The organism is Streptomyces sp. NPDC094032 (assembly GCF_040303965.1).
Classification (GTDB): Bacteria; Actinomycetota; Actinomycetes; order Streptomycetales; family Streptomycetaceae; genus Streptomyces.
Genome location: NZ_JBEOUE010000003.1, coordinates 1 through 17,803, shown reverse-complemented (window position 1 = coordinate 17,803; position 17,803 = coordinate 1). Strand labels below are relative to the sequence as shown.

Below are 17,803 nucleotides of genomic sequence, written 5' to 3'. Positions count from 1 at the left end.
GGGAGGGTGGGCACAACGGGACGGCGCCATGGCGGGCGCCTCCGCTCCCGCCCCCTCCCGGCGCTCGACGGCCGGCGCCGTCACCGGCGCCGGGTGCTACAGCAGCGCCAGCGCCCGCCCCGCCACTTCCCGCCCGATCGGCAGCGAGGCCGTCGCCGCGGGCGACGGGGCGTTCAGCACGTGCACCGTCCGCACGGACTCGCGGATCAGGAAGTCGTCCACCAGGGTGCCGTCCTTCAGCACCGCCTGCGCCCGCACGCCCGGCGTCGCCCGCCGCAGGTCGCGCTCCTCGACGATCGGCAGCATCCGCCGGACCGCCTCGGTGAAGGCGCGCTTGGACAGGGACCGGTGCAGCTCGCCCGCCCCGTAGCGCCAGTGCGCCTTGGCGATGGCCCAGCTGCCGGGCCAGGCGAGGGTGCCGGCGAGCTCGCGCGGGCGGACCACCGACCAGCCGTAGCCCTCGCGGGCGAGGGCCGGGACCGCGTTCGGCCCGACATGGACGCCGCCGTCGATGCCACGGGTCAGATGGACCCCGAGGAAGGGGAAGGCCGGATCCGGCACCGGATAGACCAGACCGCGTACGAGGGAGGGGTCGGCCAGCTCGTAGTACTCCCCGCGGAAGGGGACGATCCGCATCTCCGGGTCGTCGCCCGCGAGCCGCGCCACCCGGTCGCAGTGCAGCCCCGCGCAGTTGACCAGGACCCGCCCGCGCACCACGCGCCCGGCGGCCGTGCGCACGGCCACGCCCCAGGGGCGCCGGTCGATCGCGGTGACCGCCGACCCGTACAGGATCCGCGCCCCGGACGCCTCGGCCAGCTTCGCCGCCACCGCCCCGTAGTCGACGATGCCGGTCGTGCCGACGTGGATCGCCGCCACGCCCCGCACCCGCGGCTCGTACTCGCTGATCTGCGCGGGGCCGAGCTCCCGCACCGGGATCCCGTTCTCCCTGCCGCGCTGCACGAGCGCGTGCAGCCGGGGCAGCTCCTCGCGGTCGGTGGCGACGATCAGCTTGCCCGTGACCTGGTGGGGGATGCCGTACTCGGCGCAGAACTTGACCATCTCGGCCGCGCCCTCGACGGCGAACCTGGCCTTGAGGGAGCCCGGCCGGTAGTAGATGCCGCTGTGGATCACGCCGCTGTTGCGCCCGGTCTGGTGGCGGGCCGGGGCGTGCTCCTTCTCCAGGACGGTGACCCGGGTGCCCGGCGCGGCGCGCGTGATCGCGTACGCCGTCGACAGACCGACGATCCCGCCGCCGATCACCAGCACGTCACAGTCGTAGTCATAGCGGACAGACACCAGCGCCACCTCCCACCCCTGATAGTGCACTGGCCCACTGACAATCCCGCTAAACCGTTCATGTCTGGGACGCGCGTCACGCCGGGGCCACGAGGAGCGGGCGGGCCCGCTCCCGGAGCTCCATGACCCGGGGCTCGTCCCCGTACGGTTCGAGCCGGGTCAGCAGGTCCCGTACGTACTCGGTGGTGCGGGCCGAGGAGATCCGCCCGGCGACCTCCACCGCGCGGGTGCCGGCGGCGCAGGCCGCGTCCAGGTTGCCCGACTCCAGCTCGGCCACCGCCGACACCACGAGCCGCAGCCCATGGGAGCGCACGTACTCCTCGGTCGGGCGCGACAGGGCCTGCTCGGTGAAGCGCCGCACCTGACGGGGCAGCTTCAGGTCCCGGTAGCACTCGGCGGCGTCGGCGCAGAAGCGGTCGTACGAGTAGAAGCCCAGCCACGTAGGGTCGGCGTCGCCCTCCCGGGAGCGCTCCAGCCAGCCCTCGGCGGCCTTCAGCGCGGCGGCCGCGGCCACCCCGTCGTTCGCCTTGGCGTGCGCCCGGGCCTCGACCAGGCGGAAGAAGGACATGGTGCGGGCGGTGGCGAGGCCCCGGTTGCGCTCAAGGGCGGCCTGGGCCAGGTCGACGCCCTCGTCGGCGAAGCCCCGGTAGGTCGCCTGGAGCGACATGGAGGCCAGGACGTACCCCCCGAGGGGCACGTCCGCCGCCGCGCGGGAGAGCCTCAGCGCCTGGATGTAGTAGCGCTGGGCCGCCTCCTGCTGTCCGGTGTCGAAGGCCATCCAGCCGGCCAGCCGGGTCAGCTCGGCCGTCGCGCCGAACAGGGCGCGCCCCACCTCGTCCGAGTAGGAGCCGAGCAGCAGGGGCGCCGCGTCGACCCGCAGGCACTCGGGCACCATCGAGGAACGCCAGTCGCCGCCGCCGTACTTGGAGTCCCAGCGGCGCGCGTCCTCGGCGGCCTCGCGCAGCTTGGCGACGTCGCTGTGGCCCACCCGGGCGTGGTCGCCGGGCTCGCCCGCGGTCGGCGGGCGCGCCGCGCGGCGCTCCACCGACGGGTCGGCCGGCGTGATCAGCCAGCGCGAGGCGGGTGTGGCGTACGCGCTGACGGCGAAGGAGCCGGCGAGCGACTGCCAGATCCCGCCGCCGCCCCGGCGGCCGACGAGATCCAGCCGGTACAGCTCGGTGGCCGAGCGGACCGCCTCGCCGACGTCCCTGGGGAAGGCGAGCCCGACCTCGGGCGCCGGGTCGGCGTCGGCGAGGCCGATCTCGTGCAACGGCACGGGCCGGCCCAGCTTCTGGCCGATGGCTGCGGCGATCAGGTGCGGGGCGGCGCCCTGCGGCACCATGCCCTTGGACACCCACCGGGCCACCGACGTCTTGTCGTAACGAAGCGTCAGACCCCGCTGCGCACCGAGGTCGTTGACGCGCCGGGCGAGCCCGGCATTGCTGATTCCCGCGAGGGCGAGAACCGTGCCGAGCTTTTCGTTCGGCCCGCGTTGCTCCCTGGACATGACGCCACCCCTCGACACGACACCCAGACGGCCGCCACGACACCGGGCATAGGCGTGCGGCATTCGTAAACACAGCGTAGTTCGCCCAATCCCCACCGTTAAGGGGCGGTGTTCCGTATGGCGAGATTGTTGTGTGATGGACGGAGCGGTCCGGTCATGGGTGCCGGTCGTGCTCCCGCCGTGTGGCCGTGCGCCCGGCCGTGCGCTCTCGCCGGTCTCCTGGGGGAGCGCTTCCATGAGTGCTGCGTGGGTCGGCCCACTTGGCCGAGGACCGTTGTCCGGGTCCGGTGGGCTGGGGGACACCGCCGCCCCATTCCCCGCGGGCGGTGGACGGCTCCGGGAGGCGACCGCCTCCCGGACTGCCGCGAGGGCCCGCCGGCCCCGGGCCCGTCCCAGGAAGACGTTTCCGAGCCGCCGACGGCTCGGCGCCGGGCCGAGAATGGCCGAAAGGCGACGGTCCCCCGTCGGTCCGCGACCCGGCCCAACTGGCCCATGCCAGGGGCGCATTCACGCGCGGTGCGATGCCTCGCGTGCGCCGTCGGCATGGCAGCATGTCCTCCACTCGACCTTTGTGGAGGCGGCGATGCGGTGGCTGGTGGGCTGGAGCAGTGTCGCCGCGCGGTTCGGCGCCCCGCCCGGCTCGGCCGGGACCGTCGGCGACCCCGCCGAGGGGCGCACGGTGCATCCGGTGGGCGCGCAACTCCTGTGGGGCGACCCCGATCCGCTGTGGGCGGTCGGCGACTGGCGGCCCGACGAGGTGCGCCTGGTGAGCATCGACGAGCACACCCGCCTCGCGGTGCTCGGCTGCTGCGCGGCGAGCGACGAGGAGCTGCGGCGCGGCCTGCTCACCGCGCGCGGGGGCGCACTGCGGCATCTGACCGCGTGGGCGGGCGGTTACACGGCCGTCGTCAAGGTCGGCCGCCGGGTCACCGTCACCGGTGATCTCGCGGGCGCCCGGCCGGTCTTCCACACCCCCTGGGCGGGCGGTACGGCGTACGGCACGGCGGCGCTGCCGCTCGCCGACCTCACCGAGGCCCAGCTCGACATCGGGCACCTGGCGGCGCTGCTCGCCTGCCCCGAGACCCCCGAGGCGCTGCGCGACTCCACCCCGTACGAAGGGGTGCGCAGGGTGCCGCCCGGGCACGCGCTCATCCTGCGCGAGGGCTCGCGCGAGATCACCGGCTACGACCCGGTCGCCTCGCTCGCCGTGGCGGCGCCCGAGGCCGACCCCCGGCAGGCGGTGGAGGGCGTGCGGGACGCGCTGGTCGAAGCCGTACGGGCCCGGCTCACCGCACCCCGGCACGCGCCCGAGATGCCGCTGCCCGACCCGGGGCCCGTGCCCGGCATGGGGCCCGCCGACCGGCGCGCGGCCCGCGGCGGCGGCCCCGCCCCCGGCATCGGCGCCGACCTGTCCGGCGGCAGCGCCTCCGGCACTCTCGCCCTGCTCGCGGCCGGACTCCCCGGCATCCCCGGCACCGTCCTCGGCCACGGCACCGGCGCGGGCGAGCGCCTGCTCGCCGTCACCTTCAACGACCTGGCGGGCGCGGGCAGCCGGGAAGAGCTCGCCCGCGCGGGGGAGATCGCCGCCAACCCGAGGCTGCACCACGTGGTCGTCACCGCGGGCGAGGAGGCCCTGCCGTACGCGGAGCTCGACGGGCCGCTCACCGACGAACCGGGCCCCTCTCTTGTGTCGGCCGACCGGCACCGCAGGCGGCTCGCGGGCGGCAGCGCCGACCACTTCACCGGCTTCGGCGCCCGCCAGGTCCTGGACGCCCACCCGGCGCGCCTCGCGGACCTGTTGATGGACCGCCGGCGCCGCTCCCTGGTGCGTCCGGTGGCGGCGCTCGCCAAGGCGACCGGCCCCTCGGCGGGGGCGCTCCTCGTCCCGCTCCAGGTGTACCGGGCGGCGCGCAGGCTCGCCCGTACGCCCTACCGCACCGGCCTGGAGGCCGCCGCCACCCGGGTCCTGGAGGCCAACCGGGCGCCCCACGGGGCGTACGGCCCCCTGGAGGCGTCCCTCTCCGCCCTCGCCTGGTCCCGGCCGGGCCCCGCCGCGCGCTGGCTGACGGGCGAGGCGCTGGCAGAAGTATCGGTTCGCCTGAACCGGGCGGCGACCCTCCCGGCCTCCGTCCAGCGCCCGGGCGAGGCCCGCGCCCGCGCCGCCCTCGCCCGCGCGGCCGCCGACCATCGCGTGCTCGAACAGGCCGCCGAGATCCGCAGCCAGCGCCTGCACGCCCCCTTCCTGGACAACCAGGTCGTACGGGCCTGCCGCGACCTGCCCGAATCGCTGCGGGTCCAGCCCGACGCCCGCGCCACGGTCCTGCGCACCGTCCTCGCGGGCGCCGGCATCCGCGACCTCCCGACCGGCTGGGGCGCCCCGCACCCGGCCGTCCCCGCCGCCACCACCCGCACGGGCCTGCGCGCCGCGCTCCCGCACCTGATCGCCCTCTTCGACGCCCCGCTCCTCGCGGACGCGGGCCTGATCGAGGCCCGCGTGGTCCGCCACGCCCTGCGCGCCGCCGCCGACGGCGAACCGATCCCCCTGGACGGCCTCGCCGACCTCGTCTCCACCGAACTCTGGCTCCGCCGCCTCCTCGCCCGCCGAGGCTCCTGCTGGACCGGCACGGCGGCGCCCCGGCACCGGGCGGTGCCGGGGCCGCTGATCCCGTCGGGGCGGTCGCTGCCGGCGTGAGGGGGGGCCGGGGCCCCGGGCCCCTGATCCCTGGCTTCCGTCCGCCTCATAGCGGGCGTCCCGGCGTCCCGGCCCCCCCGCCCCCGACCCACCTGCCGGCGGGCGCCCCCCCGCGCGCCCCTCTCCGGGTAAACCCCGAGGCGTCCGCCACCCCCAGCCGTGACAATGTTCCGGTGCGGTATCTCATCCTCGGCACCACCGACGCTCTCGACGCCCACGGCACCCCGCTCCCCCTCGGCGGGGCCCGGCTGCGGGCGCTGCTCGCCGCGCTCGCGTTGCGGGGTGGGCGGGCGGTGTCCGTCGGGGAGCTCGTCGACGACGTGTACGGGGACGAGCCGCCGCACGACGCGCCCGCCGCGCTCCAGGCGCTCGTCGGGCGGCTGCGGCGGGTCCTCGGGAAGGACGCCGTCGCCTCGGTGCCGGGCGGGTACCGGCTCGTCGCCGGGCCCGAGGACATCGACCTGTACGTCTTCGAGCGGTACGTGCGGGACGCCGCCGCCCGGCTCGGCGCGGGGGACGCCGGATCCGCCGCCGCACTCCTGCGCACCGCCCTCGCCCTCTTCCGGGGGCCCGCCCTCGCCGACCTCCCCGAGCAGGCGGGCGTGCGCCCCGAGGCACAGCGGCTCGCCGCGCTCCGGCAGCGCGTCGAGGCCGATCTGCGGCGCGGCGCCACCACGGGCCTCGTCCCGGAGCTGACCGAGCTCACCGCCGCGTACCCCTACGACGAGACCTTCCACGCCCAGCTCATCCGCGCCCTGCGCGCCGAGGGCCGCCCGGCCGACGCCCTCGCCGCGTACGAGGACGCCCGCCGCACCCTCGCGGACGGGCTCGGCGCCGACCCGGGCCCCGAGCTCACCGCCCTGCACGCCGAACTCCTCGCCGGGGAAGGCCCCCCGGCCCCCCGCCCGCCCGCGGCCCCGGCCGCCGAGCCCGGCAACATCCGCCCCCGGCTCACCTCCTTCGTCGGCCGCGAGCCCGACCTGGCCGCCCTCCGCGAGGACCTCGACCGCTCCCGGCTCGTCACCCTCACCGGACCCGGCGGCTCCGGGAAGACCCGGCTCGCCGAGGAGGCCGCCCGCCAGGCCGTCGGCCCCGCCGCGTGGAGCGCCGAGCTGGCCCCGCTCGACGACCCAGGGGCCGTGCCGGGCGCCGTCCTCTCCGCCCTGCGCCTGCGCGAGACCAAGCTGATGGCCCGCGACGGCCAGCCCGTCCAGGACGACCCCACCGCCCAGCTCGTCGAGCACCTGGCCCACCGCCCGCTCCTCCTCGTCCTCGACAACTGCGAGCACGTCATCGGCGCGGCCGCCGCCCTCGCCGAGACCCTCCTCACCCACTGCCCCCGGCTACGCATCCTCGCCACCAGCCGCGAACCCCTCGGCGTCCCCGGCGAGTCGGTCCGCCCCGTCGAGCCCCTCCCGCAGCACCCGGCCCACCGGCTCTTCGCCGAACGCGCCCGCGCGGTGCGGCCCGCCTTCCGCGTGGCGGACGATCTCGCCGCCGTCGACGAGATCTGCCGCCGCCTCGACGGCCTCCCCCTCGCCATCGAGCTCGCCGCCGCCCGGCTGCGGCTGCTCACCCCGCGCCAGATCGCCGACCGCCTCGACGACCGCTTTCTTCTCCTCACCTCCGGCTCCCGCACCGTGCTGCCGCGCCAGCAGACCCTCCGGGCCGTCGTCGACTGGTCCTGGGAGCTCCTCGACGAGCAGGAGCGCGCCCTGCTGCGCCGGGCCTCCGTCTTCGCCGGCGGCTGGGACCTGGCCGCCGCCGAGGCCCTGGACCCCGACCCCTCCGCCGACACCCTCTCCGTCCTCGGCGCCCTCGTCGAGAAGTCGCTCGTCGTCGCCACCCCCACGGACGACGGCGAGATGCGCTACCGCTTCCTGGAGACCATCCACGAGTACGCGGTCGAGCGCGCCGCCGAGACCCCGGAGCCGCTCGCCGCCGCCGAGGCCGCGCACACCGCCCACTTCACGGCCCTCGCCGAGACGGCCGAGCCGCTGCTGCGGTCGGGGGAGCAGCTGCCCTGGATCGCCCGGATCGAGCGGGACCTCGACAACATCCGCGCCGCCCTCCACCGCACCGCCGTCACCTCCCCCGACGAGGCCGCCGCCCACCGGCTGGTCTTCGCCATGGGCTGGTTCTGGTGGCTGCGGAACTACCGCCCCGAGGGCCTCGGCTGGGTGGAGCGGGCGCTCGCCCTCGGCGAGGACCCGCAGGAGCGCGCGGACCCGCGCTTCTGGCCCCGGATGCATCTGCGGATGCTGCACTTCTTCCTCGGCGTGGAGAGCCAGACCCTCGACAGCTACCGGGACGACCCGGAGACCGCGGCGATCGTCACCCGGGTGCGGGCCGCCTTCTCCACCGACCCCGGGCCCGAGTCCGCCCGTTTCCCCGGACTGCTCTGGCCGTTCACGGCCTATCTGACCGAACAGCCCGTCGACGTCCGCGCCCTGCTGGACGTCGTCGTCGCCAACACCCGGCGCCACGGCGGGCCGTGGGAGACCGGCGTCAGCCTGATGTTCCGCGCCCACATGGCCGTCGACATGCCCGGCGGCATGACGGGCGTCGACGAGGACCTCGCCGAGCTGCACGAGCTCTCCCGCGCGGTCGGCGACCGCTGGATGCGCGCCCAGGTCGCCAGCGCCGCCGGCGAGGCCAGCCTCATGCGGGGCCGGTACGCGCAGGCCCGCGAGGCCTATCTGGAGGGGCTGGCCCTGGCGCGCGAGGTCGGCGCGCACGCCGAGGCGCCGTTCCTGCTCGCCCGGATCGCCGAGCTCGACTTCCGCGAGGGCGACTCGCCGGGCGCCCTGCGGGGCCTGGACGCGGCGGAGGCCGAGGCCGAGCGCCTGGGCACCGGCGACACCCGGACCTACGTCGGTTTCCTGCGCGCCTCCATAGCCCTGTACGACGGGGACGTGCCGACCGCCCGCCGCCATGTCGAGGAGGCCGGGGCCATGGTCGCCGTGGGTAGCCCGCCGCCGCACTTCCTGGCCGTGGTGTCCGGTCTCGCCGCCCGCATCGAGGCGTACGAGGGCGGCGGCACCGCCGCCGTCGGCTCGGCGGCCGAGGCGCTGCGCGCCGCCCGGGACGCGCAGTGCTCGGAGTTCATCACGGCCGGCCTCGCCGAGGGACTGGCCACGGCCCTCGCGCTGGCCGGCGAACCGGCCGCGGCGGTACGGGTCGTGGGCGCCTGCGACGGGTGGCGGACCCAGACCCCGCGCGGGCGGGCCGAGCTGCGCGAGACGGAGGCCGTCATGGACCGGGCCCGCGCCGAGCTCGGCGAGAGCGCCGCGACGGCCGCCCGCGCGGCGGGCCGGGGCCTCGGGATCGACGAGGTCCTGACCCTCGTGGAGCCGTACGGGACGCCCGGCACGGGCGCCCGCTGACGCTCAGGAGCAGGTGATCTGCGACTGCGCCCAGTCCGCGACCGACGCCCGGCCGAACGGGGTGTGCTCCTCGACCACCAGCCGGATCTGGCGGCGGCCGGAGATGCCCACGTGCACCGGCACCGGGGCGTCGCCGGGGCGGATCACCTCGGAGCGCCACAGCCGTTCGCCGTCGCCGTACACCGAGAAGCGGACGCCGCCGACCTTCTTCATCGGGAACGTGAGGTCGTCGATGCCGACGACCGCGTCGTAGCCGGTGCACTGCCGGTTGAGGTCGATCAGCAGCGAGGACGGGGCGTGCACGCTGACGCCGTGCGCGTAACGGGTGCCGTCCATGGACAGGCGGGAGCGCTGCCACATCCAGCTGCTCTCGCTCAGGCTGACCTCCGGCTTGGTGCCGTCGCCGAAGATCCCGTACTCCAGCCGGTTGATCTGGTAGACGGCCGGCGGGGCGGGCGTGGGAGTCGGTGTCGGCTTCGCCGTGGTCTTCGACGGGGTGGGGCGGGGCGTCGGCGTCGGCTTGGGCGGCGGCGTGGGGGTGGGCGTGGGCCGGGGGCTCGGCTTCGCCGTCTTCGACGGGGTCGGCTTCGGCGTCGGGGTGGGCGTGGGCTTCGGAGCGAGGGAGGGCGCGGGCGCCTGGGCGCGCGGGGGCGTCGGCGTCGGCTTCGGCGCGGGCGGCGGCGGCACGACGGGGGCGACGACCGACGGCGTGGCCGCGGGCAGGGCGGTGGGCTCCGGCTCGGCCCCGGTCAGCGCCCAGACGAGCCCGGCGGTCGCGGCGACGGCGGCGACCGCGGCGATGCCCGCCTTCGCGGGGATGCCGAGGCCCTCGGCGGCGGCCGCGGACGAGGCCGAGCCTGTGGCGGCCCCCGCGCCCGCGCCCGCGCCCGTGCCGGTGGCCGCCGCGGCGGCGCCCGCCGCGCCCGCGCCGGCCACGCCGCCGGCGACGACACCGGCGGCCTTGAGCGAGTACCCGGCGGCGAACCAGCCGATGACGGCGATCGGCAGGATCGCGGGGATGCCGGCGTTCACATGCGCCAGCTCACCGGCGGCCAGCCGGCACTTGGCGCACTCGTCGAGGTGCTTGCGCAGCCCCCGCTCGGCCCGCATCCGCAGGCCGCCGCGCGCGAACGCGCCGAGCCGGTCGGCATAGCGGGCGCAGTCGCCGCCCGCGGTGAGCGACTGGCTGACGTGCGCCTGGAGATAGGCCTGCTTGAGCCCCTCGCGGGCCCGGCTGGCGAGCACGGCGGTCGCGTTGGCGGTCAGGCCGAAGAGCGGGGCCACCTCGCTGGGCGACTCCTCCTCGACCGTGGTGTGCCACAGCACCGCCTGCCAGCGCTCCGGCAGCGACCGGAACGCCTGCATGGCCATGGACTGTTCGGCCTCGTGCATGGCCAGGACGTCGGCGCCGAGGTCGACGGTGTCCTGGTCGGAGACCTCGGAGCCGCGGGAGGCCTCGGCGGCGAACACCGCGAAGTCCTCGACCAGATGCTCGCGCTTCTGCGTCTTCGTCCAGCCCGCCGCGACCCGGCGGACGGTGGTCAGCAGATAGGCCCGCACGGCCTGTTCGGGCCCGGCCCCGCCGCGCACCGCCTGGAGGGTGCGGGCGAAGACCTCGGCGGTGAGGTCGTCGGCGGTGTGCGCGTCCCGGCAGCAGGTCCTGGCGTAGCGGCGGACGGCGTCGGAGTGGCGGCGGAACAGCTCCTCGTACGCGCTGTCGTCGCCGTCCCGCATCAGCTGGACGAGTTCGGCGTCGGCGGGCGGCAGATCGTGCGGCGGCAGTACGGTGTCGGGCTCGTCGGCCGGGAGTCGCGCCGCCGTCCCGGCGGGGAGCCCGCCCTCGCGCTGCTGCGGCACGCTCGGCTCGGCGGCGGGCGCGGCGGCGGATCCGCCGCCCGCGTCGGCCGAGGAGCCGATCGGTCCACCCTGGCTGGGCACCTGAGCGGAGGGCGGGCCTCCGGTCTCCGTGGTGCCACCGGCGCCCGGCATCTCGTCCCGACTGTCACCGCTCATCGCGGAAGCCCCCGTAAGCACGCTCGGACCCGAACACCCGTCAAGCCTGCCACAGAGCGAGGGCATGCCGAACCCCCACGTCCACTTACCACTCGTCCGGGGCGACTTCCCGTCTCCGGGCGTAACCGCTCATCCGTTCGCGTGAGGATCGGCGGCCACCCGGACCACCGACCCGTCACCCCGGTGTTCGACCAGGGAGCGCGCTCCGCGCCTCCCGGACCGTGTGCCTACCGCGAGCGCAGACCCTCCAGGAGGATGTCGAGGAGCCGCGACGAAGCGGCCGCCTGCTGCGCAGCGTCCGGCAGCGCGGGCGCCGCGGTCGCTATGACCAGCAGCACGTCGGACACCGTCACGTCCGGCCGCAGTTCGCCCGCCTCACGCGCCCGGCCCACCAGCCGGCCCACGACCTCCAGGAGCTCTGCGGCCCCCGTGTCGTCCTGCTCGACCGCCGACACCGCGCGCGGCGCGGGCGGCCGCTGCTCGCCGAGGTCCCCGTACCCATTGACGCCGTTCACCCCGTTGACGCCGTTCACGCCAGGAGTGCCCGCGGCGCCCGGCGCGACGGAGACCCGCTGCTGCGGAACCCGCGCCGCGTCCTCCGGCGCGCCCACCGGGAGCAGCACGTCGTCCACGCCGACCCGCAGCACCTGCGGCGGCAGCAGCCGACCGGCGCCCGAGGCAACCGAGGTGCGCAGGAAGCGGGAGAGCGCCGACCACGGCTCGTCCTCCTGGCCGAGGGCGGTCCGCGCCTGCTCGGTGAGCCGCGCGGTCTCCTCCTCGGCTATCCGCCGGACCAGCACGTCCTTGCTCGGGAAGCGCCGGTAGACCGTGCCGACACCGACCCGGGCGCGGCGCGCCACGTCCTCCATCGGAGCCCCGTAGCCGAGCTCGCCGAAGACCTCGCGCGCGGCACGCAGCACGTGCTCCAGATTGCGCTGCGCGTCCACGCGCAGCGGGGCCGACCGCCCGTTGGACGCGCTCTGCGCCGCACGGACCTGCCCATACGAATCCTGAATCTGCATAAGCGTTCCCCCGCTCATGATGTCTCCCCCCGGAGACTCCCCGCCCTGACACGGAGCTCCGTCCGCGCCGCGCTCGTGGTCCACGCGCGACGATCCGACACTCCGACGAGGTACGAACATAGTTGAGTCCGGGTCAATTCAGAAGGGGCAGTTCCGTACGGTGCGCCCCCCGATCGGAGCAAGGAGGGGAACCCTCCCGATTCCGACCCTCCGGCCCACCGGCCGTCCCCACTCTGACCTGCGGAGTTCGCCACCGGCACGGCCCTTTCGCCACCCCACGCCTCCGCCCCGCTCCGGTCACACAATTTGCCGGGCCTGTGGACAAACCCCGGACGGCGGTGCGTCATGGGACAGTGACCGAACCTGTGCGCATTCTCGTTGTCGGCGGTGGCTACGTCGGGATGTACACCGCGCTGCGCCTCCAGCGGCAGCTCAAGGCCGAGCTGAGAAGCCGCACGGCCGAGATCGTCGTGGTCACGCCCGAGCCGTACATGACCTACCAGCCGTTCCTCCCCGAGGCCGCCGCGGGCTCCATCTCCCCGCGCCATGTCGTCGTCCCGCTCCGCCGGGTCCTGGACCGCTGCCGGATCATCATCGGCGAGGTCCACTCGGTCGACCACGCCAAGCGCACGGCGACTCTGTCCACCCTCGCCACCGACGAGGAGGGCGCGGGGAACGTGCAACTCGGCTACGACGAGCTGGTCATCGCCCCCGGCTCCGTCTCCCGCACCCTCCCGGTCCCCGGCCTCGCCGACCACGGCATCGGCTTCAAGACCGTCGAGGAGGCCATCGGCCTGCGCAACCACGTCATCGAGCAGATGGACATCGCCTCCTCCACCCGCGACCCCGCGATCCGTGACGCCGCCCTCACCTTCGTCTTCGTCGGCGGCGGCTACGCGGGCGTCGAGGCCCTCGCCGAGCTGGAGGACATGGCCCGCTACACCGCGCGGTACTACCACAACATCAAGCCCGCGGACCTGCGCTGGGTGCTCGTCGAGGCCTCCGACCGGATCCTCCCCGAGGTCGGCGAGGAGATGGGCCGCTATGCCGTCCGCGAGCTGCGCGCCCGCAACATCGACGTGCGCCTCGGCACCCGCCTGGACTCCTGCGTGGACCGCGTCGCCGTCCTCAGCGACGGCACCCGCCTGCCCACCCGTACGGTCGTGTGGACGGCCGGCGTCAAACCCGCGCCGCTCGTCGCCGCCACCGACCTGCCCCGCACCGAGCGCGGGCGGCTGCGCTGCACCGCCCGGCTCACCGTCGAAGGCGTCGAACACGCCTGGGCCGCGGGCGACGCCGCCGCCGTCCCCGACCTCACCGCCGGCGAACCCGGCCTCGACTGCGCCCCCAACGCCCAGCACGCCGTCCGCCAGACGAAGGTGCTCGCCGAGAACATCGCCGCCTCGCTGCGCGGCGAACCGCTCAAGGAATACGCACACAAGTACGCCGGCTCCGTAGCCTCGCTCGGGCTCCACAAAGGAGTCGCCCACGTCTACGGCCGCAAGCTCAAGGGCTACCCGGCCTGGTTCATGCACCGCGCCTACCACCTCAGCCGGGTCCCCACGTTCAACCGCAAGGCCCGCGTCCTGGCCGAATGGACCCTCTCCGGCCTCTTCAAACGCGAGATCGTCTCCCTCGGCTCGCTCGAACATCCGCGGGCCGAATTCGAACTCGCCGCCACACCCCCACCCGCGCCCAAGCCGTCCGGCGAGGACGAGCCCTCGGGCTGACATCACTGTCAGTGCACTCGTCCACACTGGACGTGTGACCATAGGTGGGCTCACACCTGCACAGAGTGACTCTGCACGGCAACGACACCACGAGGCATACAGATCCGTGAACTTCACCCGTTGGAGCGCCCGGCTCCCCGGAACGCAGCGCCGCGCGGCGCGGGGGACCGAAGGCTCCGTGCCCGCGGCCCGCGGTGAGTACGGGCCGCAGATGGAGCAACCCGCGACCGGCGGCGCCGCCGACGCGGCCGCCCCCGCCGAGCCCGCCGCCGGCACCGCCGAGGTCCCCGCCCTCGAGGACTTCACCGTGCGGGAGATCGTCGGCCGCCTCCCCGGCCTCGTCGCGCTCGTGTACGGCCCGGAGCACCGCATCGCGTACGTCAACGACGCGTACGCCGCCGCCTTCGGCCCCCGCGCCGCCGGGGCCACCGTCGCCGACACCTGCCCCGAGGCGGAGGAGCTCGGCCTGCTCCCCCTCATGGACCAGGTCCTGCGCAGCGGCAAGCCCCGCACGGTCAAGTCCCGCCGCACCCACGACGGCGGCAGCTACACCGTCACCTGCCTGCCCGTCGAAAGCGCCCGGCTCCCCGAGGGCGGCGTCCTCGTCCACGCGGCCGACGTCACCGACCACGCCGAGGCCGCCGAGCGGCTCCGCGCCAGCGAGCGCCGCCACCGCGAGACCGCCGTCACCCTCCAGCGCTCCCTGCTCCCGCAGGAGCTGGAGCAGCCCGACGACCTCCGCATCGCCGCCACCTACCAGCCAGGCGTAGCCGACGCCGCCGTGGGCGGCGACTGGTACGACGTCATCACCCTCGGCGCGGGCCGCACCGCCCTCGTCATCGGCGACGTCATGGGCCGCGGCGTCCGCGCCGCCGCCGTCATGGGCCAGCTGCGCACCGCCGTCCGCGCCTACGCCCGCCTCGACCTGCCCCCGCACGAGGTGCTCCAGCTGCTCGACGGCCTCGCCGCCGAGATCGACGCCAGCCAGATCGCCACCTGCGTCTACGCCGTCCACGACCCCAACGAGGGCCGGCTGGTCTACGCCTCCGCCGGCCACCTCCCGATCCTCGTCCGCGACGAGGACGGCACCGTCCGCCGCGCCGAGGACCCCACCGGACCCCCGCTCGGCACCGGCGGCTGGCTCCACACCTCCGGCAGCATCGCCCTGCCGCCCGGCTCCAGCGCCGTCCTCTACACCGACGGCCTGGTCGAACGGCGCCGCGAGGACATCGACGAGGGCGTCGCCGCCCTGGAGCGCGCCCTCTCCGGCGCCACCGGCACCCCGCAGGTCGTCTGCGACCGGCTGCTCCGCTCCCTCGGCGTCACCGCCGAGCACGACGACGATGTCGCCGTCCTCGTCGTCCAGCACCCCGCGCGCCGGGGCTCGGACGCCGAGCTCTTCCACAACGCGGCCCTGGAGCTGCTCGGCGGCGTGGAGGCCGCGCCGCGCGCGCGGGCCTTCGCCTCCGGCGTGCTCGCCAGCTGGCGCTTCCCCGTGGAGCTGTGCGACCTCGGCGTCCTCGCCACCAGCGAGCTGGTCGCGAACTCCCTCCAGCACGGCACCCCGCCCATGCGCCTGCGGCTGCGCCGTACCGACCGGCGCCTGATCATCGAGGTGACCGACGGCGACGACCACCTGCCGCGCCGCCGCAGGGCGGAAACGGAGGACGAGGCGGGTCGCGGGATTTCCATCGTCGCGACGATCGCCTCGTCCTGGGGGAGCCGCCGGACCCCCGGCGGCGGTAAAGCGGTGTGGTGCGAGTTCGCCCTGCCCGACCCGCCCTCATAAAGAGGAGGGTCAGACGGACGCGGTCTCCTTCGCGGGCTGGTGCTGAGCCACCACCCGCGAGGGCTTCGCCGCCAGCGACGGCTGGTTCTGCACCGGGGTGAGCTGCTTGCCCATCCGGACCGCGAGGAACGTGATCCCGAGCGAGAACAGCACGAAGGTCACGATGTACGGCCCGTGCAGCGCGGCCCCCATGGGCCCGCCCACGGCCGGACCGACCGCCAGCGCGAGCTGCTTCACCAGGGCGAAGGCCGAGTTGTACGTGCCGACCATCGACTCCGGCGCCAGATCGGCCACGAGCGGCGCCACGGTCGGCGACAGCATCGCCTCACCGAGACCGAACAGGGCGTACGTGGAGATGAACGCCGCCGTCGCCATCGCCTGGCTGCCGTGGCCCAGGCCCGCGTACCCGGCGAACAGCCACGCCACGGTCCAGATCAGACCGACCGCCGCGATGACCCGGGTCCGCTTGCGGCGCTCGACGAACTTCAGCACCAGGAACTGGGCGGCCACGATGACGGCCGTGTTGGCGGCCAGCGCGATGCCCAGCGTCGACGGCGCGATGCCGGCGGCCTCGGTGCCGTAGGCCGCGAGCCCCGACTCGAACTGTCCGTAGCAGGCGAAGAAGAGCACGAAGCCCAGCACGCACAGCTGCACCATCGCCTTGTGCTGGAGCAGCGCCCGGATCCCGCCGCCCTTCTCGGCCGCGGGCCGCGAGCCCTGGAGCGTGGCCGAACCAGGCATCCGGACGGTCAGCGCGATGGCGCCGAGCACCAGGAACATCACGGACTCGATGGAGAACAGCAGCAGGAAGCTGTTCGGGCGGCTCACGTCGACCAGCTGGCCGCCGATCAGACCACCGACGCCCAGGCCCAGGTTCTGCAGGAAGAACTGCATCGCGAAGGAGCGGGTACGGGTCTCCGGCGTCGAGCACCAGACGATCATCGTCGCGAGCGCCGGCTGCATCACGGCCGTACCGGCTCCGAGCAGCGCGGCGGCGCCCACGGCGGCCGGCACGGAGGCGGCGAGCCCCATCCCGAGCGCGCCGACCGCCGCGAGCCCGGAGGCCACGAGGAGGACGGGCACGGGCCCGCGCCGGTCGATCGCGCGCCCGCTGAAGGGGAGGACCACGAGGGCGGCCATGGCGAAGACGGCCAGCACGACACCCGCCGTGGTCGCGCCCAGATCCCGCACCTGAGCGACGTACACATAGAGGTACGGCACGGTGAAGCCGAGTCCGAACGCGCTCAGCGCGCTTCCTGCCTGAATCCGGCGCATCGCCGCGCCCATCGCCTTGGTCACGCTCACCCACTTCGGTCACGGGTTCAGGCCTGAAGCTCTGAACCCTGAAGACTTCAACACTAAAATTAGATCCTTAACAATACACATAGAAGGACTTCAACGCCAACGGCTCGCGTGGGATACTCGCCGCATGTCCGACACCCCCGAGCAGTCCGGCCCGCAGCCGCCGCAGGAGCCGACCCTCGACGAGCAGATCGCCGCCTACCAGCGCGAGTTCCGCGACCTCGACCCCCAGGTCGAGAAGGTGGTCTCCGCCCTGGGCCGGCTGAACCGCCGGATGAACGTGGCGTACGGCCGCCAGGTCGCCGACCTCGGCATCAGCAACGCGGAGTGGGAGGTCCTCAAGACCCTCGTGCTCTCCGGCGCCCCGTACCGACTCGGCCCCGGCGAGCTCGCCAAGCGCCTCGGGCTCACCCCGGCCGCGATGACCCACCGCATCGACCGCATGGCGGGCGAGGGCCTGGTCACCCGCGACCGCGACGAGAGCAACCGGGTGCGCGTGATCGTCGAGCTCACCGACGAGGGCCGCCAGAAGTGGCTGGAGGCGATGCGGATGGCGACGGACTTCGAGGAGGAGCTCCTCCAGGACCTGTCGGCCGAGGAGCGCGGCGCCCTGGGCGAGATGCTGATCCGCCTGCTCCGCCGCGTGGAGCTGACCCAGCCGGACGCCGGCGGGCGGCTCACGGACCTCGACTGAGGGGCTCCCCGGGGGAGGGTTGACACGCCCCTGGGGGACGCGTAGTGTTCTCCGAGTTGTCACGGAGCCGAACGGTTCCTACGACAGCCATCCCGCCGCGAAAGCGGCAACCTCAACTCCGCACGATCTCCCAACCGGGACGAATTTCGGCATGCCGAAATTCATTTCGAAAGACTCGATTATGAGTCGCCGGGAAAATCCGCTAGAGTTTGAGACGTCGGAACGGCCCAACAGCCGGAAAGACAAAATCCCGCCGACTGGGAATCAGGCCCGAAAGGATCTGATAGAGTCGGAAACGCAAGAACGAAGGAAGCGCCCGGAGGAAAGCCCGAGAGGGTAAGTACAAAGGAAGCGTCCGCACCTTGAGAACTC

General features: G+C 74.9%; 10 protein-coding genes. 5 read left to right on the top strand and 5 right to left on the bottom strand.

Features of this window, described 5'->3' with window-relative positions; genetic code table 11:
* Positions 1 to 96 precede the first annotated feature (96 nt).
* Both lhgD and ABTZ54_RS06160 read right to left on the bottom strand, forming a co-directional pair.
* Positions 97 to 1,299 (bottom strand): L-2-hydroxyglutarate dehydrogenase, encoded by a 1,203-nt coding sequence (gene lhgD, locus ABTZ54_RS06165; RefSeq protein ID WP_351658555.1) that lies wholly within the window; start codon positions 1,297 to 1,299, stop codon positions 97 to 99.
* Between the two features lie 73 nt (positions 1,300 to 1,372).
* Positions 1,373 to 2,803, bottom strand: coding sequence for an NsdA family TPR-like regulatory protein (locus ABTZ54_RS06160; protein ID WP_351657805.1), 1,431 nt, complete (start codon positions 2,801 to 2,803; stop codon positions 1,373 to 1,375).
* 583 nt (positions 2,804 to 3,386) lie between these two features.
* Between ABTZ54_RS06160 and ABTZ54_RS06155 the strand changes: the two genes are divergently transcribed.
* Together ABTZ54_RS06155 and ABTZ54_RS06150 are read left to right on the top strand one after the other, a co-directional pair.
* Positions 3,387 to 5,495: an asparagine synthase-related protein gene (locus ABTZ54_RS06155; RefSeq protein WP_351657803.1), complete on the top strand. Its 2,109-nt coding sequence runs from the start codon at positions 3,387 to 3,389 to the stop codon at positions 5,493 to 5,495.
* A gap of 173 nt (positions 5,496 to 5,668) precedes the next feature.
* Positions 5,669 to 8,881 carry an ATP-binding protein gene (locus ABTZ54_RS06150; RefSeq protein ID WP_351657801.1) on the top strand — a complete coding sequence of 1,071 codons (3,213 nt, stop codon included), beginning with the start codon at positions 5,669 to 5,671 and terminating at the stop codon, positions 8,879 to 8,881.
* A gap of 3 nt (positions 8,882 to 8,884) precedes the next feature.
* On the opposite strand, the gene ABTZ54_RS06145 is transcribed toward ABTZ54_RS06150, so the two are convergent.
* A complete protein-coding gene (locus ABTZ54_RS06145; RefSeq protein WP_351657799.1) occupies positions 8,885 to 10,894 on the bottom strand; it encodes a sigma-70 family RNA polymerase sigma factor in 2,010 nt (669 codons plus the stop codon).
* Positions 10,895 to 11,121: 227 nt separating this feature from the next.
* Complete coding sequence (locus ABTZ54_RS06140) at positions 11,122 to 11,916, bottom strand: TetR/AcrR family transcriptional regulator (RefSeq protein WP_351657795.1); 795 nt, start codon at positions 11,914 to 11,916, stop codon at positions 11,122 to 11,124.
* A 353-nt stretch (positions 11,917 to 12,269) separates the two neighbouring features.
* On the opposite strand from ABTZ54_RS06140, the gene ABTZ54_RS06135 reads away from it, so the two are divergent.
* Together ABTZ54_RS06135 and ABTZ54_RS06130 are read left to right on the top strand one after the other, a co-directional pair.
* Positions 12,270 to 13,646 (top strand): NAD(P)/FAD-dependent oxidoreductase, encoded by a 1,377-nt coding sequence (locus ABTZ54_RS06135; protein ID WP_351657792.1) that lies wholly within the window; start codon positions 12,270 to 12,272, stop codon positions 13,644 to 13,646.
* 106 nt (positions 13,647 to 13,752) lie between these two features.
* The gene (locus ABTZ54_RS06130; RefSeq protein ID WP_351657789.1) at positions 13,753 to 15,435 is read left to right on the top strand and encodes an ATP-binding SpoIIE family protein phosphatase; all 1,683 of its coding nucleotides are present in this window, start codon (positions 13,753 to 13,755) and stop codon (positions 15,433 to 15,435) included.
* Between the two features lie 9 nt (positions 15,436 to 15,444).
* Here ABTZ54_RS06130 and ABTZ54_RS06125 read toward each other — a convergent pair whose 3' ends face one another.
* Positions 15,445 to 16,722, bottom strand: a complete 1,278-nt coding sequence (locus tag ABTZ54_RS06125) for an MFS transporter (RefSeq protein WP_351658553.1) — start codon at positions 16,720 to 16,722, stop codon at positions 15,445 to 15,447.
* A gap of 142 nt (positions 16,723 to 16,864) precedes the next feature.
* Here ABTZ54_RS06125 and ABTZ54_RS06120 point away from each other — a divergent pair, with 142 nt between their 5' ends.
* Entirely contained in the window at positions 16,865 to 17,431 is a 567-nt protein-coding gene (locus tag ABTZ54_RS06120) for a MarR family winged helix-turn-helix transcriptional regulator (RefSeq protein ID WP_351657786.1), read from the top strand.
* The last annotated feature ends 372 nt before the right edge of the window (positions 17,432 to 17,803 follow it).